This window comes from Actinosynnema sp. NPDC050801 (genome assembly GCF_040673975.1).
Classification (GTDB): Bacteria; Actinomycetota; Actinomycetes; order Mycobacteriales; family Pseudonocardiaceae; genus Actinosynnema.
The window spans coordinates 1-22,353 of record NZ_JBFAQZ010000037.1 but is presented as its reverse complement, the minus strand read 5'-3'; the positions used below and the strand labels follow the sequence as shown (position 1 = coordinate 22,353).

Annotated in this window: 21 protein-coding genes, 3 tRNA genes and 1 other RNA gene; 17 read left to right on the top strand and 8 right to left on the bottom strand. The window is 70.2% G+C overall.

Annotated elements, in window-relative coordinates; genetic code table 11:
* The first annotated feature begins 20 nt into the window (after positions 1-20).
* The 3 genes from AB0K14_RS39110 to AB0K14_RS39100 all read left to right on the top strand — a co-directional run bounded on the left by AB0K14_RS39110 (position 21) and on the right by AB0K14_RS39100 (position 3,561).
* Complete coding sequence (locus AB0K14_RS39110) at positions 21-2,999, top strand: UPF0182 family protein (protein WP_360461696.1); 2,979 nt, start codon at positions 21-23, stop codon at positions 2,997-2,999.
* 94 nt (positions 3,000-3,093) lie between these two features.
* Positions 3,094-3,167: transfer RNA gene (locus AB0K14_RS39105), tRNA-Met, on the top strand.
* A gap of 317 nt (positions 3,168-3,484) precedes the next feature.
* Positions 3,485-3,561: transfer RNA gene (locus AB0K14_RS39100), tRNA-Met, on the top strand.
* 54 nt (positions 3,562-3,615) lie between these two features.
* Here the strand turns inward: AB0K14_RS39100 and AB0K14_RS39095 are convergent.
* Positions 3,616-3,813 carry a hypothetical protein gene (locus AB0K14_RS39095; RefSeq protein WP_053717392.1) on the bottom strand — a complete coding sequence of 66 codons (198 nt, stop codon included), beginning with the start codon at positions 3,811-3,813 and terminating at the stop codon, positions 3,616-3,618.
* 392 nt (positions 3,814-4,205) lie between these two features.
* Between AB0K14_RS39095 and AB0K14_RS39090 the strand changes: the two genes are divergently transcribed.
* The 6 genes from AB0K14_RS39090 (at position 4,206) to AB0K14_RS39065 (ending at position 8,961) form a co-directional block, all read left to right on the top strand.
* Entirely contained in the window at positions 4,206-4,706 is a 501-nt protein-coding gene (locus tag AB0K14_RS39090) for a helix-turn-helix transcriptional regulator (protein ID WP_360461699.1), read from the top strand.
* 51 nt (positions 4,707-4,757) lie between these two features.
* Positions 4,758-5,858, top strand: coding sequence for a peptide chain release factor 2 (gene prfB, locus AB0K14_RS39085; protein ID WP_360461702.1), 1,101 nt, complete (start codon positions 4,758-4,760; stop codon positions 5,856-5,858).
* 78 nt (positions 5,859-5,936) lie between these two features.
* On the top strand, positions 5,937-6,626 hold the full coding sequence (gene ftsE / locus AB0K14_RS39080) for a cell division ATP-binding protein FtsE (protein WP_123743906.1): 690 nt from the start codon (positions 5,937-5,939) through the stop codon (positions 6,624-6,626).
* A 53-nt stretch (positions 6,627-6,679) separates the two neighbouring features.
* A complete protein-coding gene (ftsX, locus tag AB0K14_RS39075; RefSeq protein WP_360461705.1) occupies positions 6,680-7,582 on the top strand; it encodes a permease-like cell division protein FtsX in 903 nt (300 codons plus the stop codon).
* 48 nt (positions 7,583-7,630) lie between these two features.
* Positions 7,631-8,107: an SsrA-binding protein SmpB gene (gene smpB, locus AB0K14_RS39070; RefSeq protein ID WP_360461708.1), complete on the top strand. Its 477-nt coding sequence runs from the start codon at positions 7,631-7,633 to the stop codon at positions 8,105-8,107.
* Positions 8,104-8,961 carry an amidohydrolase family protein gene (locus AB0K14_RS39065; RefSeq protein WP_360461742.1) on the top strand — a complete coding sequence of 286 codons (858 nt, stop codon included), beginning with the start codon at positions 8,104-8,106 and terminating at the stop codon, positions 8,959-8,961. Before smpB ends, AB0K14_RS39065 begins: the two co-directional genes overlap by 4 nt.
* Here AB0K14_RS39065 and AB0K14_RS39060 read toward each other — a convergent pair.
* Both AB0K14_RS39060 and AB0K14_RS39055 read right to left on the bottom strand, forming a co-directional pair.
* Entirely contained in the window at positions 8,948-9,592 is a 645-nt protein-coding gene (locus tag AB0K14_RS39060; protein ID WP_360461711.1) for a response regulator transcription factor, read from the bottom strand. The two genes, AB0K14_RS39065 and AB0K14_RS39060, sit on opposite strands and share 14 nt — an antisense overlap.
* Complete coding sequence (locus tag AB0K14_RS39055) at positions 9,580-10,827, bottom strand: sensor histidine kinase (RefSeq protein ID WP_360461714.1); 1,248 nt, start codon at positions 10,825-10,827, stop codon at positions 9,580-9,582. Before AB0K14_RS39055 ends, AB0K14_RS39060 begins: the two co-directional genes overlap by 13 nt.
* Positions 10,828-10,999: 172 nt before the next feature.
* Here AB0K14_RS39055 and ssrA point away from each other — a divergent pair.
* Positions 11,000-11,372: a transfer-messenger RNA gene (gene ssrA / locus AB0K14_RS39050) on the top strand.
* A gap of 140 nt (positions 11,373-11,512) precedes the next feature.
* Here ssrA and AB0K14_RS39045 read toward each other — a convergent pair.
* Genes AB0K14_RS39045 through hrpB form a run of 3 tightly spaced genes read right to left on the bottom strand, consistent with a single transcriptional unit; the run spans position 11,513 to position 14,929 of the window.
* On the bottom strand, positions 11,513-12,124 hold the full coding sequence (locus tag AB0K14_RS39045) for a hypothetical protein (protein WP_360461717.1): 612 nt from the start codon (positions 12,122-12,124) through the stop codon (positions 11,513-11,515).
* Entirely contained in the window at positions 12,121-12,570 is a 450-nt protein-coding gene (locus AB0K14_RS39040) for a hypothetical protein (protein ID WP_364340379.1), read from the bottom strand. The genes AB0K14_RS39045 and AB0K14_RS39040 overlap by 4 nt, the downstream gene beginning before the upstream one ends.
* 31 nt (positions 12,571-12,601) lie before the next feature.
* Entirely contained in the window at positions 12,602-14,929 is a 2,328-nt protein-coding gene (gene hrpB / locus AB0K14_RS39035) for an ATP-dependent helicase HrpB (RefSeq protein WP_360461722.1), read from the bottom strand.
* A gap of 29 nt (positions 14,930-14,958) precedes the next feature.
* On the opposite strand from hrpB, the gene AB0K14_RS39030 reads away from it, so the two are divergent.
* From AB0K14_RS39030 to AB0K14_RS39000, 7 genes are all read left to right on the top strand, one after another.
* Positions 14,959-16,059 carry a glycosyltransferase gene (locus AB0K14_RS39030; RefSeq protein WP_360461725.1) on the top strand — a complete coding sequence of 367 codons (1,101 nt, stop codon included), beginning with the start codon at positions 14,959-14,961 and terminating at the stop codon, positions 16,057-16,059.
* Between the two features lie 4 nt (positions 16,060-16,063).
* On the top strand, positions 16,064-16,891 hold the full coding sequence (locus AB0K14_RS39025; RefSeq protein WP_360461728.1) for a GNAT family N-acetyltransferase: 828 nt from the start codon (positions 16,064-16,066) through the stop codon (positions 16,889-16,891).
* Positions 16,892-16,952: 61 nt separating this feature from the next.
* On the top strand, positions 16,953-18,266 hold the full coding sequence (locus tag AB0K14_RS39020) for an MFS transporter (protein WP_360461731.1): 1,314 nt from the start codon (positions 16,953-16,955) through the stop codon (positions 18,264-18,266).
* 66 nt (positions 18,267-18,332) lie between these two features.
* A complete protein-coding gene (locus AB0K14_RS39015; protein WP_360461734.1) occupies positions 18,333-19,091 on the top strand; it encodes a thioredoxin domain-containing protein in 759 nt (252 codons plus the stop codon).
* Between the two features lie 130 nt (positions 19,092-19,221).
* Positions 19,222-19,294: transfer RNA gene (locus tag AB0K14_RS39010), tRNA-Ala, on the top strand.
* Positions 19,295-19,729: 435 nt separating this feature from the next.
* Positions 19,730-20,479 carry an AAA family ATPase gene (locus tag AB0K14_RS39005; protein WP_360461737.1) on the top strand — a complete coding sequence of 250 codons (750 nt, stop codon included), beginning with the start codon at positions 19,730-19,732 and terminating at the stop codon, positions 20,477-20,479.
* Positions 20,480-20,490: 11 nt separating this feature from the next.
* Positions 20,491-21,321, top strand: a complete 831-nt coding sequence (locus AB0K14_RS39000; RefSeq protein ID WP_360461745.1) for an aminoglycoside phosphotransferase — start codon at positions 20,491-20,493, stop codon at positions 21,319-21,321.
* A 354-nt stretch (positions 21,322-21,675) separates the two neighbouring features.
* Here the strand turns inward: AB0K14_RS39000 and AB0K14_RS38995 are convergent, their stop codons facing one another.
* Positions 21,676-21,843, bottom strand: a complete 168-nt coding sequence (locus AB0K14_RS38995; RefSeq protein ID WP_360461740.1) for a hypothetical protein — start codon at positions 21,841-21,843, stop codon at positions 21,676-21,678.
* A gap of 3 nt (positions 21,844-21,846) precedes the next feature.
* Positions 21,847-22,146: a hypothetical protein gene (locus tag AB0K14_RS38990; protein WP_364340373.1), complete on the bottom strand. Its 300-nt coding sequence runs from the start codon at positions 22,144-22,146 to the stop codon at positions 21,847-21,849.
* Between the last annotated feature and the right edge of the window lie 207 nt (positions 22,147-22,353).

Genomic DNA, 22,353 nt, shown 5'->3' with positions numbered 1-22,353 from the left:
GCGATCCAGGAGCGTGCCCCGTGGCCACACGGCCCCCGGTCGGACTGCCCAGGCTGTCCCGTCGCAGCCGGATTCTGCTCATCGTCGGTGCGGTGGTCCTGGTCGGTCTGATCACCGGCTCAAGGCTGCTCGGCACCTACGTCAACTGGCTCTGGTTCGGTGAGGTCGGCTTCCGCAGCGTCTACGGCACGGTGCTCACGACCCGGTTCGGGTTGTTCTTCGCCGTGGGTCTGCTGGTGGGCGGTCTCGTCGCGATCAACCTGATCCTCGCCTACCGCTCCCGGCCGGTCTTCGTGCCGGTGTCCGGGCCGGACGACCCGGTCGCGCGCTACCGGGTCGTCGTCAGCAGGCGGCTGAAGCTGTTCGCCATCGGCCTGCCGGTGCTCGTCGGGGTCATCGCGGGCACCTCGGCCCAGGGCGACTGGCAGATCGTCCAGCTGTTCTTCAACGCGACCTCGTTCGGCGTGACCGACCCCGAGTTCGGCCACGACATCGGCTTCTACGCCTTCGAGCTGCCGTTCTACACCTGGGTCCTGTCGTGGCTGTTCATCGGCACGGCGGTCGCGTTCGTCGCCGCGGTCGTGGCGCACTACCTGTACGGCGGCATCCGGCTCGCGGGTCGCGGCGGTCAGCTCTCCGGGCCCGCGCGCACCCACCTGGCGATCGTGGCGGGCGTGTTCATCCTGCTCAAGGCGGTCGCGTACTTCTTCGACCGGTACATGCTGCTGTTCTCCGACCACACCAAGTTCGACGGCGCCAGCTACACCGACCTCAACGCGGTGCTGCCCGCCAAGCTGATCCTGCTGTTCATCGCGGTCTTCTGCGCGATCGCGTTCTTCGCGGGCGCGGTGTTGCGCAACCTCCAGCTGCCGGCGATCGCGACCGTGCTGCTGGTGCTGTCCTCCATCCTGGTCGGCGCCGCGTGGCCCGCCGTGCTGGAGCAGTTCTCGGTGCGCCCGAACGCCATCGAGAAGGAAGCCGAACCCATCGGCCGCAACATCACCGCCACCCGGCAGGCCTACGGGTTGACCGACGACAAGGTGGAGAGCAAGCCGTACGCGGGCAAGCAGAACGTCTCGCTGGACGAGCTGAAGAACGACCAGGCCACGGTCGGCAACGTCCGACTGCTCGACCCGGCCGTCATCTCCAAGACGTTCACCCAGTTCCAGCAGCTCCGGCCGTTCTACGCGTTCCCGGAGAAGCTCGACGTCGACCGGTACAAAAAGGACCAGGAGCTCCAGGACTACATCGTCGCGGTCCGCGAGCTGAACACCGCGGGCATCCCGCAGGGCCAGCGCGACTGGATCAACCAGCACCTCATCTACACCCACGGCAACGGCATGGTGTTCGCCGAGGCCAGCAAGGTGAACTCGCCCGCGGACGAGGGCGGCAACGGCGGCTACCCGGTGTTCGAGGTGGCGCAGGTCGGCCAGGACGGCAAGGTCCAGGCCGGTCCGTTCGGGGTGGAGCAGCCGCGCACCTACTTCGGTGAGCTGGGCCTCCCGGGCGACTACGCCATCGTCGGCGGCCGGGGCGAGGGCGCGCCCGGCGAGTACGACACCGACGGCTCGTCGTACACCTACAGCGGCAAGGGCGGCGTCCGCATCGGCGGCCTGTTCAACAAGATGGTCTTCGCCGCCGCCTACGGCGAGCGGAACATCCTGTTCAACTCGGCCATCGGCGACGACTCCCGGATCATCTTCAACCGCCACCCGCGCGAGCGCGTCGAGGCCGTGGCGCCGTGGCTGACCGTGGACGGCGACCCGTACCCCGCCGTGGTGGACGGCCGCATCACGTGGATCGTGGACGGCTACACCACGCTCGACGACTACCCGTACGCCCGGCGGACGCCGCTGGGCGACGCCACCAACGACTCGCTGCCGGGTGTCGCGCAGCAGCCGAACCGGGAGATCAGCTACATCCGCAACTCCGTCAAGGCCACTGTGGACGCCTACGACGGCTCGGTGACGCTCTACGAGATGGACACGAAGGACCCGGTCCTGAAGGCGTGGATGGGTGTCTTCCCGGGCACGGTGAAGGCCAACAGCGAGATGTCGCAGTCGCTGAAGGAGCACCTGCGCTACCCCGAGGACCTGTTCAAGGTGCAGCGGGAGATGCTGTCGGAGTACCACGTGGACAACCCGCGTGACTTCTACTCCGGCGTCTCGTTCTGGGACGTGCCGTCCGACCCGACCATCGACAACGCCACCACCGTCGAGGCCCAGCAGCAGGGCGTGCAGCAGCAGCGCGACCGGCAGCCGCCGTTCTACGTGCTGGCCGGTGACCCGACCGGTGATTCGAGCAAGGTCAGCTTCCAGCTGACGAGCGCGCTGGTGCGGCTCAACCGCGAGTTCATGGCGTCGTACGTGACCGTGCGGTCCGACCCGGACAACTACGGCAAGATCAGCGTGCTGACGTTGGACAACGAGGCCAAGGGTCCGCAGCAGATCCAGACCACGTTCCTCACCAACGGCGAGGTCAGCAGTGAGCTGAACCTGCTCACGCAGCGGCAGACGAAGGTCGTCTACGGCAACCTGCTCACCCTTCCGGTGGGTGGCGGCCTGCTCTACGTGGAGCCCATCTACATCGAACGGGCCAGTCAGAACACCCAGTTCCCGCAGCTGTTCAAGGTGCTCGTGAGCTTCGGCGACAAGGTGGGCTACGCGCCGACGTTGAGCGAGGCGATGGAGAAGGTGCTGTCCGGCTCCTCCGCCCAGGTGCCGCCGGACAACAACGGCCAGCCGCCCACCTCCACACCGTCCACGACGCCCACGACACCGGGCAACGGGCAGCAGGGCGGCACGGAGCTCCAGCAGGCCGTGCGGGACATCCAGTCGGCGCTGTCCCGCATCCGGTCGGCCCAGTCCAGCGGTGACTTCGCCGAGCTCGGCAACGCCTACAAGGCGCTGGACGAGGCGACGAAGAGGTTCGACACGGCCAGCGCGGCGTCGACGCAGTCGCCGTCGTCGGTCCAACCGTCGCCGACACCGACGAGCTGACCTGCACTGATCGGTGAATCGGGTGGCCTCGGACACGTTCCGGGCCACCCGATTTGCATATCCCGGTAACCCCGGCGTAGAGTTCTAAATGCAGCGCGGGGTGGAGCAGCTCGGTAGCTCGCTGGGCTCATAACCCAGAGGTCGCAGGTTCAAATCCTGTCCCCGCTACAAAGTGGGAAAGCCTTGTTCACGGATAACGTGGACAAGGCTTTTTCGCATTTACACCGGGGGTCCGACCCCCGGGCCCCCGGGCAGGAGGGCTTCGCCCCCTGCACCCCCGACCGGGGGCGTTGCCCCTGGACCCCCTGCTGGTCGCGGGGGTGCGGACCGCGCAGGTTGCCACGAGGGGCCGCTGGTTGGCGAGGGTGGGCACTGCGGGCTGTGCAGGTGGGGACTCTCGGTTGTGAAGGTGGGACCTGGGGATATGGGGGTTAGAGGGGGGTGGTGAAAAGTGGTTCCGGGGGCGTGTATAGTTGTCCTTACAGCGCGGGGTGGAGCAGCTCGGTAGCTCGCTGGGCTCATAACCCAGAGGTCGCAGGTTCAAATCCTGTCCCCGCTACCACGTGAAAGGCCCCCGGAGTTCCGACTCCGGGGGCCTTTCGCCTTCCCACGGCACTCAGGTCATGTTCTCGGCCCAGTACTGGGCGCAGGTGAGCGAGCAGACCCGGCCTTCGCCGCTGACCGTGCGGTGCCTGCGGATCTGCTTGCCGCACACCATGCACTCGTCCTTGCCCGCCTGCTCCGGGATCGTGCCGGACGCCCAGGCGCGGGCGTTGCGGACTACCTTCGTCCCCGTCGTCCATTTGATGCCCACAGTTGACCTCCCAGTCGAACGAGCACAGTCGAACGAACACCCGCCGTAATGGTCCCACCACCCGACGTATTTGCCACGTCGAGAGCCGGACATCACCGGGTTGTGCTATCCGCCGGGAAGCCCCGGGGGTGGGCCGGCAGCGCCGCGTGACCCGGCGCTGCCGTTCGAGTGAACGCAGAAGTGCGGTTTCCCTTGCGCCTCAATGGATTTCCACTCCGCGTGGACAGGCGCGGTCAAGCGGCCGAACGCGTGGCGTTGATCAGCGGGCGGTTACGCAGCGATGCTTTGCGTTGCTCCGCTTGGCCCAACTCCACTAGCCCGTGATCAGCCACAGTGGACAGAACGGCTGACCATTGTGGACAGCGGCCGGTGAGCGTGGCACCGTTGGTGGGGTGTCGGACCTGAATGCTACGGCGGCGGCCCTGCTGGGGCTGCTGCACGACGGACCCAAGACCGGTGGCCAGCTCGTGGCTGAGGCCGGAGAGCGCTTCGGCGCGTTCTTCAGCGTCACCCGCAGCCAGGTCTACCGCGAGCTGCCCGCGTTGGCGGACGCGGGCCTGCTTCGCCTCGGCAAGCAGGGCCCGCGCTCCAGCCAGCAGTACGTGCTGACCGCGGCGGGCAAGAAGGCGTTCAAGAACTGGCTGCTCTCCGAGCCGGGACCGGACCACCTCCGCAGCCCGCTCATCCTGCGGCTGGTGCACGCGGGCTCGCTGACCGCCAAGCAGCGGCAGGGGCTCGTGGACGCCGCTCGGGCCAGTTACGGCGCCGAGCAGGAGGCCGCCAAGACGGCGGTCAAGACCGCCGAGGACGCCTACGCCAAGGCGGTCGCCGAGTTCGGCCTGGCCCACGCCAAGGCCGTGCTCAAGCTGCTCGACGCCATCCCCACGGCCTGAGGCGCGCCCACCGGTCGCACTCGGCGACCGGTGCCGGCGTAATCTTGGGACGTGAATCCCGACGTCGAAGCAGACATCAAGGACCTCTCCGCCACGCTTTCGAGCATCGAGGCGGTGATGGACCTCGATGCGCTGCGCGCCCAGGTCGACGAGCTGGAGCAGGCGGCGGCCCGGCCGGACCTCTGGGACGACCAGGAGCAGGCGCAGAAGGTCACCAGCCAGCTGTCCCACAAGCAGGGCGAGCTGCGTCGCATCACGAACCTGCGCGACCGCCTGGACGACCTGTCGATCATGTACGAGCTGGCCGAGGACGAGGGCGACGCGGGCAGCCTCGCCGAGGCCGACACCGAGCGCGCGAAGCTGCGCGAGGAGATCTCCTCCCTGGAGGTCCGCACGCTGCTGTCCGGCGAGTACGACGGGCGCAACGCGCTGGTCACCATCCGCGCCGAGGCGGGCGGCATCGACGCGGCCGACTTCGCCGAGATGCTGCTGCGGATGTACTCGCGCTGGGCCGAGCGGCACGGCTACGGCGTCGACGTGTTCGACACGTCCTACGCCGAGGAGGCGGGCATCAAGTCCGCCACGTTCCGCGTCACGGCCCCGTACGCCTACGGCACGCTCAGCGTCGAGCAGGGCACGCACCGCCTCGTGCGCATCTCGCCGTTCGACAACCAGGGCCGCCGGCAGACGTCGTTCGCGGGCGTCGAGGTGGTGCCCGTGGTCGAGCAGACCGACCACGTCGACATCGACGAGAAGGACCTGCGGGTCGACGTCTACCGCTCGTCCGGCCCCGGTGGCCAGGGCGTCAACACGACCGACTCGGCGGTGCGCCTCACGCACATCCCGACCGGCATCGTCGTCTCCTGCCAGAACGAGCGCTCGCAGCTGCAGAACAAGGCCACCGCGATGGCCGTGATGCAGGCGAAGCTGCTGGAGCGGCAGCGGCAGGAGGACCAGGCGAAGATGGACGCCCTCAAGGACACCGGCTCCAGCTGGGGCAACCAGATGCGCTCGTACGTGCTGCACCCCTACCAGATGGTCAAGGACCTGCGCACCGAGCACGAGGTCGGCAACCCGTCCGCGGTGCTCGACGGCGAGATCGACGACTTCCTGGAAGCGGGCATCCGCTGGCGCAAGCAGCACCAGTCCTGATCGGTCAAGTGGCCGACTGGCTGGGAGGAGCCGGGTGAGACGGAGGCTTTACCCAGGCCACGAGTACACTCGCGCCTCGTGATTCGCCTCGAACACGTGTCCAAGGTCTACAAGAGCTCAGCGCGTCCCGCCCTCGACAACGTTTCGGTCGAGATGGACAAGGGCGAGTTCGTGTTCCTCATCGGGCCTTCCGGTTCCGGGAAGTCCACGTTCCTGCGGCTCCTGCTGCGGGAGGAAGTGCCCAGCAAGGGCCGCGTGTACGTGTCGAACTTCGACGTGGCCAAGATGTCCCGGCGCAGGGTCCCCCGCCTGCGCCAGTCCATCGGCTGCGTGTTCCAGGACTTCCGCCTGCTGACCAACAAGACCGTGGCGGAGAACGTCGCGTTCGCGCTGGAGGTCATCGGCAAGCCGCGCAACACCATCGTCAAGGTGGTGCCCGAGGTGCTGCAGCTGGTCGGCCTCGACGGCAAGGCGGACCGGATGCCGCACGAGCTGTCCGGTGGTGAGCAGCAGCGGGTGGCGATCGCCCGCGCGTTCGTCAACCGGCCGCTGGTGCTGCTGGCCGACGAGCCGACCGGGAACCTGGACCCGGACACGAGCCAGGACATCATGTTGCTGCTGGAGCGGATCAACCGCACCGGCACGACGGTGGTGATGGCCACCCACGACCACTCCATCGTCGACTCCATGCGCCGTCGCGTGGTCGAGCTGGACAACGGCCGGATCATCCGCGACGACGCCCGGGGTGTTTACGGCGTGGGCCGCTGAGCCCGAAGCCGCCGGACCCCCTCATCCCCCGACCCTGAGGAACGTTCCCCCCGATGCGTACCAGCTTCGTGTTCAGCGAGGTCGTCACCGGCCTGCGCCGGAACGTCACGATGACCATCGCGATGATCCTCACGACCGCGATCTCGCTCTTCCTGCTCGGCCTCGGCCTGCTCGTCGTCCGCATGGTCGACAAGATGCAGGACAACTACCAGGGCAAACTGGAAGTCGCGGTCCTGCTGACCAACGACGTCAGCGCCAACGACAAGGACTGCGCGCAGCAGCCGTGCGCCGGCCTGCGCAGCCAGCTGGAGACCACGTCCGGGGTCAAGACGGTCGTCTACGAGAACCGCGAGAAGGGCTTCGAGCGGTTCAAGCGGATCTTCGAGTCGCAGCCGGAGCTGGTGAAGCTGGCCCGCCCGGAGGCGATCCCGGCCACGTTCCGGGTGAGCCTGGAGGACCCCGAACGCGCCGACGTGATCGTGCAGGCGTTCACCGGCAAGGCGGGCGTGAAGGCGGTGAACGACCAGGGCGAGTTCCTGGCCAGGCTGTTCGACGTCCTCAACGGAGCCAGGGACGGCGCGCTCGGCCTGGCGGCGTTCCAGGCGCTGGCCGCGCTGCTGCTGATCTCGAACACCATCCAGGTCTCCGCGTTCACCAGACGCACGGAGGTCGGCATCATGCGACTGGTGGGCGCGACCCGCTGGTACACCCAGTTGCCGTTCCTCATCGAGGCGGTGGTGGCGGGCATCATCGGCGCCATCGCGGGTGTGCTGTGCCTGGTCGCGTTCAAGGCCGTCGCGCTCGACCGGGTGTTCGGCGACCTGTTCAGCTCGGGCATCCTGCCGCAGGTCGGCATGCTGGACATCCTGGTCATCTCGCCGATCCTGCTGGGTGTGGCGATCGTGATCTCGGCGTTGACCGGCTACGTCACGCTGCGCCTCTACGTCCGCCTGTAGCGTTCCGGCAGCCCATAACCGCTGGCGCGCTCACGTAAGGTTTCGGTCATGGTCAAGGAACGCGGTCAGAAGGTGATCGCGTCGAACCGCAAGGCTCGGCACGACTACACCATCCTCGACACCTACGAAGCGGGTGTCGTGCTCGTCGGCACCGAGGTGAAGAGCCTGCGCATGGGCCGGGCGTCCCTTGTGGACGCCTTCGGCCAGGTGGACGACGGCGAGATCTGGCTGCACGCGCTGCACATCCCCGAGTACGTGGCGGGCACCTGGACCAACCACGAGGTGCGGCGCAAGCGCAAGCTGCTGCTGCACAAGAGCGAGATCGAGCGGCTGATCGGCAAGACCAAGGAGAGCGGTCTGTCGCTGATCCCGCTGTCGATGTACTTCAAGGACGGGTACGTCAAGATCGAGCTCGCCCTGGCGCGCGGCAAGAAGTCCTACGACAAGCGGCAGGACCTGGCCAAGCGGGACGCGCAGCGGGAGATCCAGAAGGCGCACGGCCGCGCGTTGAAGGGGCGGTACTGACCCTGTCGCTCCCCGGTCTGGTCGACGTGCACGTGCACTTCATGCCGCAGCGCGTGCTGGACAAGGTCTGGGCGTTCTTCGACGAGGCGTCGCGGCACTACGGCGTCGACTGGTCGATCCGGTACCGGCTGCCCGAGGCCGAGCGGCTGGCCGCGCTGCGGTCGTTCGGCGTGGTCGCGTTCGCGCCCCTGGTGTACCCGCACAAGCCGGGCATGGGCGAGTGGCTGACCGACTGGGCGCTGGACTTCGGCTCGCGGGTGGACGGCGCCGTGCCGACCGCGACGCTGTACCCCGAGCCGGGCGTCGAGGCGTACGTGTCCCGGGCGTTGGCGGCGGGCGCGCGGTGCTTCAAGGCGCACGTGCAGGTCGGCGGCTACGACCCGCGTGCGCTGGACGGCGCGTGGGGCCTGTTGGCCGAGGCACGGGTGCCCGTGGTCGTGCACTGCGGGCACGGGCCGGTGCCGGGCGCGCACACCGGGCTGGACGTGTTCGAGGACGTGCTGCGCCGGCACCCGTCGCTGGTGGCGGTGCTGGCGCACGCCGGGATGCCGGACTACCTCGGCGCGCTGGACCTGGTCGACCGGTACGCCGGGGTGCACCTGGACACCACGATGGTGGGCGTGCCGTTCACCGAGGCGCAGGCGGCGCTGCCGCGGGACTGGGCGGCCCGGCTGGTGGACGTGTCCGACCGGGTGGTGCTCGGCTCGGACTTCCCGAACATCCCGTACGACTACTCGGTGCAGCTGGACGCGATCGAGAGCTGGGCGGCGGCCGACGACCGCCTCGGCGAGCCGTTCCTGCGGGCCGTGCTGCACGACAACGGCGCCAGGCTGCTCGGCATCAGCCCAGGTTGAGGTAGGCGAGCACGGCGCGGACGCGGCGGTGCTCGTTGGTGCTCGGCTCCAGGCCGAGCTTGGCGAAGATGTTGCCGACGTGCTTCTCCACCGCGCCGTCGGACACGACCAGCGAGGCCGCGATGGCGGCGTTCGACAGGCCCTCCGCCATCAGGCCGAGCACCTCCCGTTCACGCTGGGTGAGCGAGTCGACCGGGTTGCGCTTGGACCGGACCATCAGCTGCGTGATGACCTCGTGGTCGATGCTCGTGCCGCCGTCGGCGACCCGCCGCACCGCGGCCACGAACTCCGACACGTCGGCCACCCGCTCCTTGAGCAGGTAGCCGACGCCGTTCGCGCCACCGGCGAGCAGCTCCACCGCGTACCGCTCCTCGACGTACTGCGAGAGCACCAGCACCGGCAGGTTCGGGATGCGCTTGCGCGCCTCGATCGCGGCACGGAGGCCCTCGTCGGTGAACGTCGGCGGCATCCGCACGTCCACCAGGGCCAGGTCGGGGCGGTGCTCCTCGATCGCGGCGAGCAGGGCGTCCCCGTCCTCCACCGCCGCGACCGTCTCGATGCCCTCGTCGGCCAGCAGGCGCTCGACACCCACTCGCAGGAGGACCGAGTCCTCCGCGATCACCACGCGCACGGCAGCTCCGTCCGGATCACGGTCGGCCCGCCGATCGGGCTCACCACGACGATCACGCCGTCAATCGTCGCAGCCCGGTCCGCGAGGCCCGCGAGGCCACCACCCGGGCGCACCTCCGCGCCGCCGCGGCCGTCGTCGGTGACCTCCACGACCACGGAGTTCTCGGTGCGGGACACCCGCACGTGCGCCCTGGTCGCGCCGGAGTGCTTGGCGATGTTCGTCAGCGTCTCGGCGACGGTGAAGTACGCGGTGCTCTCCACCGCCGTCGGCGGGCGCGGATCGACGTCCACCTCCACCTCGACCGGGATGGGGGAGCGGGCGGCCAGCGACGACAGGGCCGCGTCCAGGCCGCGGTCGCCCAGCACCGACGGGTAGATGCCGCGGGCCAGGTCGCGCAGTTCGGAGATGGCGAGCTTGGCGTCGGCGTGCGCCTCGGCGATCAGCTCGCGGGCGCCGTCCGGGTCGGTCTCCATCTTGCTGCGCGCCCGGCCCAGGCCCATGGCCACCGCCACCAGCCGCTGCTGCGCGCCGTCGTGCAGGTCCCGTTCGATGCGCCGGCGCTCCGCCTCGGCCGCCTCCACGCCGCGGGCCCGGCTGGCGGACAGCTGCTCCGCCTTGGCGGACAGCACGCCGTAGCGCGACGGGCCGAGCATGGCCTGGGCGAGCACCACGTGGGCCTGGCCGAGGGCCTTGAGCAGCCGGTACGCGATGACGCCGAGCAGCAGGCCCAGCACGCTCACCGGCAGCGCCTTGACGAACGAGTCGATCAGCCACACGTTCCCCTCGCTGAACGTGACTTCCCAGGTCACCGGGAGCCAGTGCAGGTAGAGCGGCAGGAACACGGTGCCCGCGACGGCCGACCACAGCGCCACGGTCAGCGAGAACTCGACCGCGCCCAGCGGCAGCATGACCAGCCAGTAGGAGACGTCGCGCCACGTCGCCGGGTCCTTCGCGATGGCCTTCGCGCGGGCGGTGGCGCCCTCGGGCAGCGGTCGGTACGGGCGGGGGATGTCGACACCCAGGGCCGCCCTCAGCCACGCCCGTTCGGCCGTCGCCGCGCCGCGGGCCAGGACCAGGGTGAGCACGCCCAGCGGCACGCCCACCCAGACCACGGCCGTGCCGATGCTCACCGCGCCCAGGGTCACGAGCAGGACGAACCAGAAGAGCCCGGTGACCAGGTTCAGCAGGAAGTACCCGCTGATCCGGCCGATGCCCGGGTTGACGCGCGTCACCATGTTCCCCACCTTCACGCCCGATGTACCCGACCAGCATCGCCCGGTCGTGTGGCCCGAACCATCAGGTACGCCGGTCAGCGAGGGGTGGGGACAGCCCTACCAACCTAACGGGAATGACCTCGGGTGCGCGGGGCGTTATGCTGTGCGGGTTGGCTCGAAAGACCCACGACACGGGGGTGAACGGTTTCGACTTTGTGCGTTGATTCAAGGGAAGCGTGCCGGTGCAGGCGAGAGACCACCGTAAGCGTCATCGCAAACCAATAAGCGCCGAGTCTAACGACCAGCGCGCGTTCGCCCTCGCCGCCTGAGGCTAGGAGCGACGCTGTCGGCCCGGGGGCGCCTCCGCTCCGGTCGCCGGCATCAGCTAGGAGGCTCACCTCCGTTCCCGGCCACGGGGAACGGTGGGGACACCCACAGTGGCTGGGCTCATCACGGTGACTTGTCCGCGTGATCACCGGGGCCGAGTAGAGATTTAGCGGACTGCGCACGGAGAAGCCTTGATGAAGCGGCAGAGGACCCGGGTTCGATTCCCGGCACCTCCACTCGGGCGAGACGTGTCCGCGGAACGCGCGGACCGTCTCGCTCCGGATTTTTTCCGGGGGTGCAACCCCCGGGCCCCGCCCGGAGGGCTTCGCCCCCGGACCCCCAGCGCGGTGGTCGCGTTCGGTGCGACAGTGGCGGCGGGTCAGCGGTCGTTGAGGTAGGTCTTGATCAGGGTGGCGACCAGGGTTGGGTCGTCGGCGACGACGGAGTGGGTGGCGTCGACGTGGACCACCTCGATGTTCGGTGGCAGGGTGGCGACGTCGCGGGCCAGGCCTTGTTGGTACGCCTCGAACAGGGGGTGGCCCGGTACCGGCTTGGTGGCCAGTGCCAGCAGCATGGGGCAGCGGAGGTCGCGGAAGACGTCGAAGCAGTCGAGGTCTTCCAGGGCCTGCTGCAAGTCGGGTTGTCCGTAGCCGCGGAACTGTTCGCGGAGCGCGGTGATCTTGTCGGCGACGGCTGTCGGGTCCAGGTAGCGCTGTGGTTGGGTCGGCACGCCGTGGCCGTCGATGTTGATCAGAGCCGGGCACTCCGGGTGGCGTCGGCCCCAGAGCGCGGCGACCATGCCGCCCATGGACATCCCCAGCACGGCGGGGTTGTCGGTGGCGTGTGGTTCGATCCGGTCCAGGACCGATTCCCAGTCCCACGGGCCTTCCAGTGGCAGTGGGACGAGGTCGTGCACGCCGTCCAGTGCCGCGACGATCGGGTCCCAGTCGGACGGTGAACCGCCCGCGCCGTGCAGTGCCAGCACTCTCATGCGCCCAACCTCGCTCTCACCGAGGCGACGGTCACGCCGCCGCCGTCCGAGTTCCGCTCCAACTTCCCGCGCCGCACGAGGTCGTGGACGCCCTGCTTGGTGACGCCGAGCATCGCGCCGGCCACCGAGTACGACACCGCCTGCGCCGCCGGGTGACCCATCCGCCGCGCCACGACCTGGCCGAGCGGCGTGCGCCACCAGTCGGCGGGCGGGTCGAACGGCGCGTCACCGGGGTACAGCGCGCCGACGAGCCGCGCGATGGCGTGCACGGCCGCCGAGTCGTCGTCGCCCCGCATGGCCGCGGCCAGCTGCCCGGCCACCGCGTCGACGCGCGACGGCAGGTCGCCGACGTCGTCGAAGAGGATCTCCAGCGGGTCGAGCAGCCGGGTGCGGATGATCGTGGCGATCTGCTCTTCGAGCAACGCGACCACCTCCTTGACGACCATCGTCAAGTACTTGACGCGTTCCGTCAAGTAGTCAGCGGCGGGCGGGGTGGGCGGTCATCGGGTCCTCCGGCCAGCGGTGCTTGGGGTAGCGGCCCCGCAGTTCCGACCTGACCCGCGGGTAGCCCGTCCGCCAGAACGACGCGAGGTCGCCGGTCACCGCGGTCGGCCGACCCGCGGGTGAGAGCAGGTGCAGCACGATCGGCACGCGTCCGTCGGCCAGCCGGGGCGTCTCGGTCCAGCCGAACACCTCCTGCACCTTCACCGGCAGCACCGGGTCGTGCCCCGAGTAGTCGACCCGGATGCGTGAACCCGAAGGCACTTCCAGCCGGTCCGGGGCGAGGTCGTCGAACCGCGCGGCGGCGGGCCAGGGCAGGAGTCGGCGCACGACCTGCTCGCCGCTGATGCGGGCCAGGTCCGCCTTGCGCCGCGCGTCGCCCACGTCCACCACGGCCAGCAACGCCTCGTCGTCCACCGACGGCCACGGGTCGCCGACCACGCGGTGCAGGAACGCCATCCGCTCCCGCGTGCGCAACCCGTCGGCGTCCCACCGCAACAGCCCCGAGCCCTCCGTGCGCAGGCCTTCGAGCAACGCCCGCCGGATCGCCTCGCGGTCGTGCAACGGCTTGCTGGACAACGTGATCGCGCCCAGCTTGCGCAGCCGGTTCGCCACCACGTCACCGTCCCACCGCACGTCGTCCTCCCACGACAGCAGGGACGACGCGGCCGTCACGGCGAGCTCTTCGTCGGCGCGTGCGGCCAACCGGATGCGACCGTGCGCGCGGCCCGCCTCGCGGTCGGCGACGGCCACGGCGAGCCACTCGGAGTCGGCCAACCCGCTGCCCGGCGGCAGCTCCACCGCCGTGCCACCGGCCATCAGGTACACCGGCGAACCGGGGGAACGCCTGCGCGCCAACCGTTCCGGGTGGGCCAGGGCGACGACCAGTGCCGGGTCGCCCGAGCCCTTGCCGGCGCCTTCGACCATCGCGGCCAGGCGGCGGACCTCGCGCGGGTCCGCGTCACGGGTCGACAGCTCGACCCCGGGGTTCGCCCGGTCGTCGTCCAGCAGCGCCACCACCTCGGCGGCCCTGCGCGCGCCCACGGCCGCCGCGCCGTCCAGCAACGCCCGCGCCAGCCGGGGGTGCAGGCCGAGGTCGGCCATCCGGCGGCCCCGGTCCGTGGCGCCGTTCGAGTCCAACGCGCCGAGCGCGCGCAGCACCGAACGGCCGGCGTCCAGGGCGCCCTGCGGCGGCGCGTCCCACCAGTCGAGGCCCTCGCCGTCCGGCACGCCCCAGCAGGCCAGCTCCAACGCCAGCCGGGTCAGGTCGGCGGTGCGGATCTCCGGCTCCGGGTAACGCGGCAACGTGCTGTGCTCGTGCGCGGGCCAGCACCGGTAGACCCGGCCCGGCGCCTCACGCCCGGCGCGGCCCGCCCGCTGGTCGGCCACCGCCGCGCTGACCCGGACCGTGGCCAGGCCGGACAGCCCCCGTCGGTGGTCGACCCGCGGCACCCGGGACAACCCGGAGTCCACCACCGCCCGCACGCCCGGCACGGTCAGGCTGGACTCGGCGATCGCGGTGGCCAGCACGACCCGTCGCCGGGCGCCGGGGCGCAACGCGTCGTCCTGCGCGGTGGTGGCGAGGCGGCCGTGCAGCGGCAGCACGTCCACGTCGTCGCCGATCAGCGCCGCGCACCGGCGGATCTCCGCCACACCCGGCAGGAACGCCAGCACGTCGCCGTCCACCTCGGACAACGCCCGGCGGACGGCCCGGGCGACGGTGGCCTCGACCCGTTCATCGCGCGCCGGCGGGACGTGCTCGACGTCCAGCGGGAACGTCCGCGCCCGCACCCGGATCACCGGCGCGTCACCCAGGAGCTGCGCCAACCGGTCGGCCGCCACGGTCGCGGACGTGGCCAGCAGCCGCAGGTCCGGCCGCAGGCCCGCGCGGGCGTCCAGCAGCAACGCCAGCAGCAGGTCCGCGTCCAGGTGCCGTTCGTGGCACTCGTCCAGCAGCACCGTGCCGACGCCCGCGAGCTCCGGGTCGTGCTGCAACCGCCGCACCAGCAGGCCCGAGGTGACCACCTCGATGCGGGTGTTCCGGGACGTCCTGCGGTCGCCGCGCACCGAGTAGCCCACGGTCTGGCCGACCGGTTCGCCGAGCAGGCTCGCCATCCGCGCGGCGGCGGCACGGGCGGCCAGGCGACGGGGTTCGGCCACGACCACGCGACCGTCCAACGCCAGCGGCACCAACGTCGTCTTGCCCGTGCCGGGCGGCGCGACCAGCACCGCCGAGCCGTGCGCGGTCAACGTGCCCGCGATCTCGCCGAGCAGCGGGCGGATCGGCAGGTTCGGCAACTCCACGGCACCCAGTGTTGTGCCACTGTGGACCCATGGGGAAATGGGGTGTCCTCGGCGCGGCGGTGACCGTGGCCCGCGCGGCCGTGGCGATCAAGGTCTGGCAAGAGGTCAAGCGACTGCCCGCGACGCAGGCCGACGCCGGTCCCGTCACCGTCGTCGTGCCCGCGCGCGACGAGGAGCGCGCCATCGACCGCTGCCTCACCGGCCTGCGCGAACAGGACTACGCGGACCTGCGGATCGTGGTGGTCGACGACGCGTCGACCGACCGCACCGCGGAGATCGTGCGGCGGCACGCCTCCGAGGACCCGCGGGTTCGGCTGGTGAGCAGTTCCGGGCCGCCGTCGGGGTGGGCGGGCAAGGTGCACGCGCTGCACGTGGGCACCGCCGACGCCGGCACCGACTGGCTGCTGTTCGTGGACGCCGACACCGAGGCCGCGCCCGACCTGGTCGGCAGGCTGCTCGCGGGCGCGCGGCGCGACGACGTCGACCTGGTCTCCACCGCCGGGCGCGCCACCGGGCCGAGCGTCGGGTGGTGGCTGCTGCTGCCGCCGGTGAACCAGCTGCTGTTCGAGACGACCACGGTGGACGGGCGGCGTGGCATGGCGTTGGCCGTCGGGCACTGCATCCTGGTCCGCCGGTCGCGGTACGAGCAGGCGGGCGGTTGGGCCGCGATCGCCGGGTCGCGCGCGGACGACGTGGGCTTCGCCACCCTGGTCCGCGACTCCGGCGGTCGGACCCGGTACGTGGACGGGTCGGACTCGCTGACCACGTCCGGGCTGGACACGTTCGGCGACACGTGGGCGTCGATGCGCAAGAGCATGGTCGCCGGTACTTCCCTGTACGCGAAGGGGCCGGCCAGCGCGTTCCTGTCCCTCGGGTCGACCGGGCTCGCGCACATCGCGTACGGGGTCGTGCCGGTGGTGACGGCGTTGCGCGGGTCCAGGTCCGGGGCGCTGGCGTGGCTGGCGCAGTCGGCCGCCGAGTGGATCTACCTGAAGCGCACCGGGCAGCCGCGGGCCGCGGCCGTGCTCGCGCCGCTGGCCTACGTCACGTTCGGCGCGATGACGCTGGAGGCGGCGTGGCGGGCGCTGCGCGGCACGACGAAGTGGAAGGACCGGGACGTGCAAGGCTGAGACCGTGGTTGACCCGCTGCGCGACCCCGACGACCCCGAGCTGCTCGACCCGTACCGGGCCCGCGAGCTGGCCGGGCTGGTGGAGGCCGTCCGGCTGACCTCCGGCGCCGTCCGGTACGGCAAGGTGGGTCGCGTCGGCGTGGCCCAGGTCGTGGTGAACCGCGACAACCCGCTGCCCGGTGGCAACCACGCGTGCGCGCTGTACGGGTCGTCGGCCGAGGTCGCGGGCACGCTGATGCGGTTGGAGCAGACGTTCGCCGACGTGGGGCGGGCCGAGGCCGTGCTGTACGCGTCGCCGACCACGGTGGCCGAGATCGAGGGCATCGCCGACGACACCGGGTGGCACGCGGTGGAGGAGTCGCTGGCCGTCGTGCACCAGGGCGAGGTGCGGCGGTCACCGCTCGTGCGGCCGGCGCGCGACACGGACCTCGACGGCATCGCCGAACTGCTGGCCGACGACCTGGGCGTGGACGGGCCGCGGCTGCTGCGGCACCTCGGGCAGCGGCTGGACGACCCGCGGTGCGTGTTCGTGGTGGTGGACGACGGTGGTCCGGCGGGTGAGGACCGGATCGGCGGGTTCGCGTCCGGGTTCGGCGAGCGCCGGGTCGGGTTGGTCGAGCACGCCGTGGTGCGGCCGGCCCGTCGGCGGCGAGGGCTGGGCCGGGCGTTGGTCGAGGGCGTGGTGGCGGAGCTGCGGGAGGCGGGGGCGATGCTGGTGGCGTCCCACGTGGCGGAGGGCGGTGCGGGGGAGCGGTTCGTCGAGGCGTGCGGCTTCGACGTCTGCTACCCCGTGACCGCCTACGCGCGCAGGGTCGACGAACTGCTCGATTGAGTAATTAGTTGTCGCACCGCATATCCTTAGCACAGCTAACGGAGAACGGAAGGGGCGCACAGTGCTGGGGACCGGGTCCGACGTGCAGGTCAAGCCCCGGCTACCCGGCGAGGTGTGGGTCCTCGTCGTGGCGAGCTTCATCATCGCCCTCGGGTTCGGCATCGTGGCGCCCGTCCTGCCCGCCTACGCCAAGAGCTTCGACGTCGGCACGTTCGCCGTGTCCGCGGTGGTCAGCTCGTTCGCGCTGGTCAGGCTCCTGTTCGCGCCCATGAGCGGCCGACTGGTCAACCGGTTCGGCGAGACGTGGGTCTACATCGTCGGCATCCTGATCGTCGCCGTCGGCACCGGCGCGTGCGGCTTCGCCACCGCGTACTGGCAGCTCATCGTGTTCCGGTCGTTCGCGGGCATCGGCTCGACCATGTTCACCGTCGCCGCCGTCGGCCTGCTGATCCGCATCACGCCCGCCCCGATGCGCGGCCGGGCGTCCGGGCTGTGGGCGACCGGGTTCCTGCTCGGCAACATCGGCGGCCCGATCGTCGGCGCGGCGCTCGTGGAGATCTCCATCCAGGTGCCGTTCGTGACGTACGCGGGGGCGTTGGTGGTGGCCGCGCTCGTCGTGTGGTGGTACCTGCGCCGGTCCACGCTCGCCGCGTTGGACAACTCGACCGAGCAGGTGACGATGCCGGTGCGCGCGGCCGTGCGGCTGTCGGCGTACCGGGCGGCGCTGGCCTCCGGGTTCGCCAACGGCTGGGCGGTGTTCGGCGTGCGGATCTCGCTGGTGCCGCTGTTCGTGGTGGAGGCGCTGCACAGCACGCCCGCCATCGCGGGCATCTCGCTGTCGGTGTTCGCCGCGGGCAACGCCGCCGTGCTGATGATCTCCGGCAAGCTGTCCGACACCATCGGCCGCAAGCCGGTGGCGATCGCGGGGCTCGCGGTGTCCGCGATCGGCACGGTGTGGCTCGGGTTCAGCGTCGGCGTGCCGATGTTCATGGTCGCGTCCCTGGTCGCGGGCATCGGCGCCGGCCTGCTCAACCCGCCGCAGAACGCCGTCGTGGCCGACGTGATCGGCACCAAGGCCAAGGGCGGGCCGGTGCTGGCCGCGTTCCAGATGGTCGCCGACTGCGGCGCCATCGTCGGACCGCTGCTCGCCGGCGTGCTGGTCGACCAGTTCTCGTACCAGGCGGCGTTCACCCTGACGGGTGCCATGGCCGCGGTGGCGATGGTGTTCTGGCTCTTCGCCCCCGAGACCCTGCCGCGGGAGGAGGAGACGCACGTCGCGTCCGACGTGGCCGGTGAGTCCGGGTGCCTGGACGAAGGGCCCGAGGTGCCCGTCGGCGAGCGCGTGGCGGGCCGTCCGCGTCAACCGGACGCGTGAGCGCTCAGGTTCCACTCAGCATCCCTCGGTAGCCTGCGGGCGGGTTTTGACCGGGAGGGCAGTGCGGTGGGTGGCGCGGAGCGCAACGCTCGGAAGAAGAAGCAGCAGCAGCGGGCGACCAAGGCGGTGGTCTCGGCGCGTGGTGCGTCGAGCGACCGGACCAAGGTCATCATCGGCGTCGTGGTCGTCGCCGTGCTCGCGGTGGCCGTGATCGGCGGCGTCATCCTGAGCCGGTCGGGTGGTGACGACACGTCGTTGGCCGAACCGCCGGCGGTCACCGGCATCTCCGCGCCGATCGCCCGCGACGGTGGAGCGGTCGTGGTCGGCAAGGACGACGCGAAGGTCACCATCGACCTGTACGAGGACTTCCTCTGCCCCGCGTGCGGTGCCTTCAAGAAGGCCTACGGCGACCAGGTCAAGCAGGAGATCGAGTCGGGCAACCTCCGGGTGCGCTACCACACCCTGCCGTTCTTGATCAAGTACTCGTCGCCGGAGGGCTACTCCCGTGACTCGGCCAACGCGGCCTTGTGCGCGGCGGACGAGGGCAAGTTCTGGGAGTACCACGAGGCGTTGTTCGCCCGGCAGCCCGAGGAGGGCGGTCCGGGGCACACGAAGGACGAGCTGGTGAAGCTCGGCACCGACCTGGGCATCACCGGTGACGCGTTCAAGCAGTGCGTCGACGGTGGTGCGCACGAGCAGGACGCGCAGGCCGGGCTCGACGCGGTGAAGGCGACCGGCAACTTCAAGGGCACCCCCACCGTGATGAAGGACGGCAAGACCATCGACTGGGACGACCGGAACTGGTTGACCAACCTGGTCAAGTAGCCCGGCCGGACCCTCGTCGAGCAGCCACGACGCGGTAGGGGCACCCCCGATTTCGTCCCCGAGGGGCCGGTGTTGTACGGTATTGCCACACGAGAACGGCGGCCCCAACCGCCGGGAAACGTGCAGGCACGGGGCTGTGGCGCAGCTGGTAGCGCATCACACTGGCAGTGTGAGGGTCAGGGGTTCGAGTCCCCTCAGCTCCACAATCGAATACAGCATACGAATCGCCCGCTGACCTGCGGTAATGCAGGTGGCGGGCGATCTTGTTTTTCCGTCCACTGTGGACTGCGACGGCCGGTCTGGAGCAGATCTGGAGCAGGCGGTCGCTCCGCACGAAATGTTGTCAGCGTTGTGCTCCAGGTCTCGGTGACCCGGCCGGGTGATTCTGCCGGTGACTTTTCGACGGCCGTAGCGGCAGCCGATGCCCGGCTCCGGTGTACCGACCCTGCGATGGTCCCGAACGGCCGTCAACGGGCGCGGCGTTGGCCGAGCGGTTCGCGCAACGACCGGTGTCGCCGCGTGTGCCGAACATGTGCGACCCGCAGTGCGGGCCGAGTTGTGGCCCGGCGTGCAACCCTGCGGGCAACTGCACGCCCAAGGGAAAATGCGTCCCGACCGAGTACTGATCAAGGACAGCCATGCTTGCCCGCCGCGCGTACATCCCCGATGACCTACTGCCCACCGGCGCGCCGGATGCACGACCGTGGCCGCTCACCGTGCCGTGCGTGGCGCAGATGGCCGAGGAAGGCATGGTCTTCGAGCGGCCGATCACCTTCCTCGTCGGGGAGAACGGTTCGGGGAAGTCGACCCTGGTCGAGGCGTTCGCCGAGGCGTGGGGACTGGACGCGCGCGGCGGGCGAGCGGGTCGCAAGTACGTCAACGACCGGCCGAGAACGGTGCTGGGTGACCTGCTCCGCTGGGAGACCACGGCTGCGGGCGCCCGGCAGAAGAGCGGGCCGCGGACCAAGCGCCGGGGATACTTCCTGCGGGCCGAGACGGCGTTCGGGTTCATGGACGCGGTCAGCGGGATGCGCGGCTACTGGGACGAGGACACCAGCGAGATGAGCCACGGCGAGGGTTTCCTCACCGTGCTGTCGACCATGTTCCGCGAGCCCGGCTTCTACCTCATGGACGAGCCCGAGGCGGCGCTGTCGTTCACGTCCTGCCTACGGCTGGTCAACCTCCTGTACGACCTCGGTGAATCGGGGGCGCAGGTGATCTGCGCGACGCACTCGCCGGTCCTGGCCGCCACGCCGGGCGCCGACATCATCGAAGTGGGCGACCACGGGTTCCGGCGGACGAAGTGGGAAGACCTCGCACTGGTCGACCACTGGCGTCGGTACATGAACAACCCGGCCGCCTACCTGCGGTACGTCACCGAACAGTGAAAGGGCCCGAGGTGCCGGTCGACACCAGCGAAGCCGACGCGCGGTTCCGGCAGTGGATGCGCGGCAACCTCGACCGCGCTGCCGAACACTTCGGCGTGGTCGTGACCGGGGACCCGCTGCTCGGCTGGCACGACCGGTCGATCAGCACTCCCGTCCGCAAGGGCGACGCCGAGTACTGGCTGCGCGTCGTGTCCGAGGACAAGCAGTGGATCGCCGGCGACTTCTGGACGGGCAACTTTGACGCGAACGTCCTTGCCGACCTCGCCAAACCGCGCGTCCTGGACGTGGTCGAGTGGGAGGAATGGCGACAGCAACGCGCCGAACTCATGACCCGCATGCCTGGCCAACCTTGCTCACCCACCGACGCACTGCGCACCGCGGTCGAACTGCCCGACGAGTGGTGGGCCGAGCTGCGCCGCACCACCAACACCGTCGCGGCGACACCGACCGCACGCGTCAACAGCAGCCAGGACAAGATCACCGACCGGATCATGCAACGCTTCGGCGACGCCGTCGACCCCACCGTGCCCGAATGGGAGACCGTCCACGGCGATGTCCACTGGGCGAACCTGCTGCGTCCACGGTTCGGCCTGCTCGACTGGGAATGGTGGGGACGCGGACCCGCGGGCACCGACGCGGCGACCCTGCTGTGCTACAGCCTCCTGACGCCCACGATCGCGCAGCGAGTACACGACGTCTACGCCGACGTCCTGGAGACGGACGCGGGTCGGTTCGCGCAGCTCTACACCATCGCCCGGCTGTCGCGTCGCATCGGCGGCGGAGAGTTCCTCGACCTCGTCGAACCGCTCGAAAGACACGCACGAACGTTGCTCGGTCACTGAGGATCTCTTCACGCTGGTGGTCTTCTCACGAAGGCGGTCGGCGGAGAAGACCTTCCCGTCGAGGACCACGTGGCCCAGTCCCTCGTCCTCGGCGCGTCGCAGGGCGTCGTGCGGGTCCGAGATCTGGTCGGCGAGCACGGTGACGGTCTCGTCGTGGTAGCGGTGTGCGTGGTGGCCCTGCTGATGCTGAATCCGGCGCTTGCCGTAGTAAGGAGGCGAGGGCGTCCACTGCCGCTTGGTCGAGGGCGTCGGGGTCTGCTGCACGGATTGGTGACATCTGAGTTGGCTTGCCGTGATGGTGAGCTGGGAGGATGTCGCTTTCGCCTGCGCCATATGGATTGAGGGGCGGGCAGCTCAGCCGGGCCGACCGTTGGTGGGTTTGGGCGTACAACATGGTCGGGTGCGGCTACGGGTGGCCAGAATGTCGATCAGGACGTCGTCGAGGGTGGCCTCGGAGTGCATGACGACCGGCTCGTCGGCGTGGTTGCCGCCGTTGAAGTGATAGATGAGGAGACCACGCATCGGCTACGCCATCCTGCGCCAGGAGCTGTCACCGACCTCGACGACGGCCTTGTCCCAGCGGTCCTGCAGGCATTGGAGCAGGCGGCTGGTGACTTCGGGGGCGACGTGGGAGTAGGTGCGTTGGACGGGGTCTTTGAGGATGTGGCCGAGTCGGAGTGACTGGGCGATCTCGGGGATGGTGTCGGCGATCATCCAGGTCTTGTGGCTGTGGCGCAGTCCGTGGAAGGTCAGGCCGGGCTTGACCGGTTGGAGGCGCAGGACTGCGCGGGGCTGGTTGAGGTTGCCGTCTGCGGCGGGGCGCATGGCGCGTTTGCTGAAGTTGCTGCGGCGCTGGAGTGCACCTTCGGGGGTGGTGAAGACGTGCGGGTGGACGTGGTTGTCCAGGTGCGCCCGCAGAAGTCGGACGAGTGACGGGTTGAACCGCCCCGGGTTCGGTGGAGACTCGATCAGTTGACTGCTCCAGCCGGGGTTGGCTGGTGTTGACGGTAGTAGACGGCCTCGACTTCGGTG

Excerpts from the sequence above, each read along its gene's own strand:
- AB0K14_RS39005 (WP_360461737.1), top strand. The coding sequence starts at position 19,730 with ATGCTTGCCCGCCGCGCGTACATCCCCGATGACCTACTGCCCACCGGC.
- AB0K14_RS39030 (WP_360461725.1), top strand. The coding sequence starts at position 14,959 with ATGGGGAAATGGGGTGTCCTCGGCGCGGCGGTGACCGTGGCCCGCGCG.
- AB0K14_RS39045 (WP_360461717.1), bottom strand. The coding sequence starts at position 12,124 with ATGAGAGTGCTGGCACTGCACGGCGCGGGCGGTTCACCGTCCGACTGG.
- AB0K14_RS38990 (WP_364340373.1), bottom strand. The coding sequence starts at position 22,146 with ATGCGCCCCGCCGCAGACGGCAACCTCAACCAGCCCCGCGCAGTCCTG.
- AB0K14_RS39040 (WP_364340379.1), bottom strand. The coding sequence starts at position 12,570 with ATGGTCGTCAAGGAGGTGGTCGCGTTGCTCGAAGAGCAGATCGCCACG.
- smpB (WP_360461708.1), top strand. The coding sequence starts at position 7,631 with ATGGTCAAGGAACGCGGTCAGAAGGTGATCGCGTCGAACCGCAAGGCT.
- AB0K14_RS39055 (WP_360461714.1), bottom strand. The coding sequence starts at position 10,827 with ATGGTGACGCGCGTCAACCCGGGCATCGGCCGGATCAGCGGGTACTTC.
- ftsX (WP_360461705.1), top strand. The coding sequence starts at position 6,680 with ATGCGTACCAGCTTCGTGTTCAGCGAGGTCGTCACCGGCCTGCGCCGG.
- AB0K14_RS38995 (WP_360461740.1), bottom strand. The coding sequence starts at position 21,843 with ATGCGTGGTCTCCTCATCTATCACTTCAACGGCGGCAACCACGCCGAC.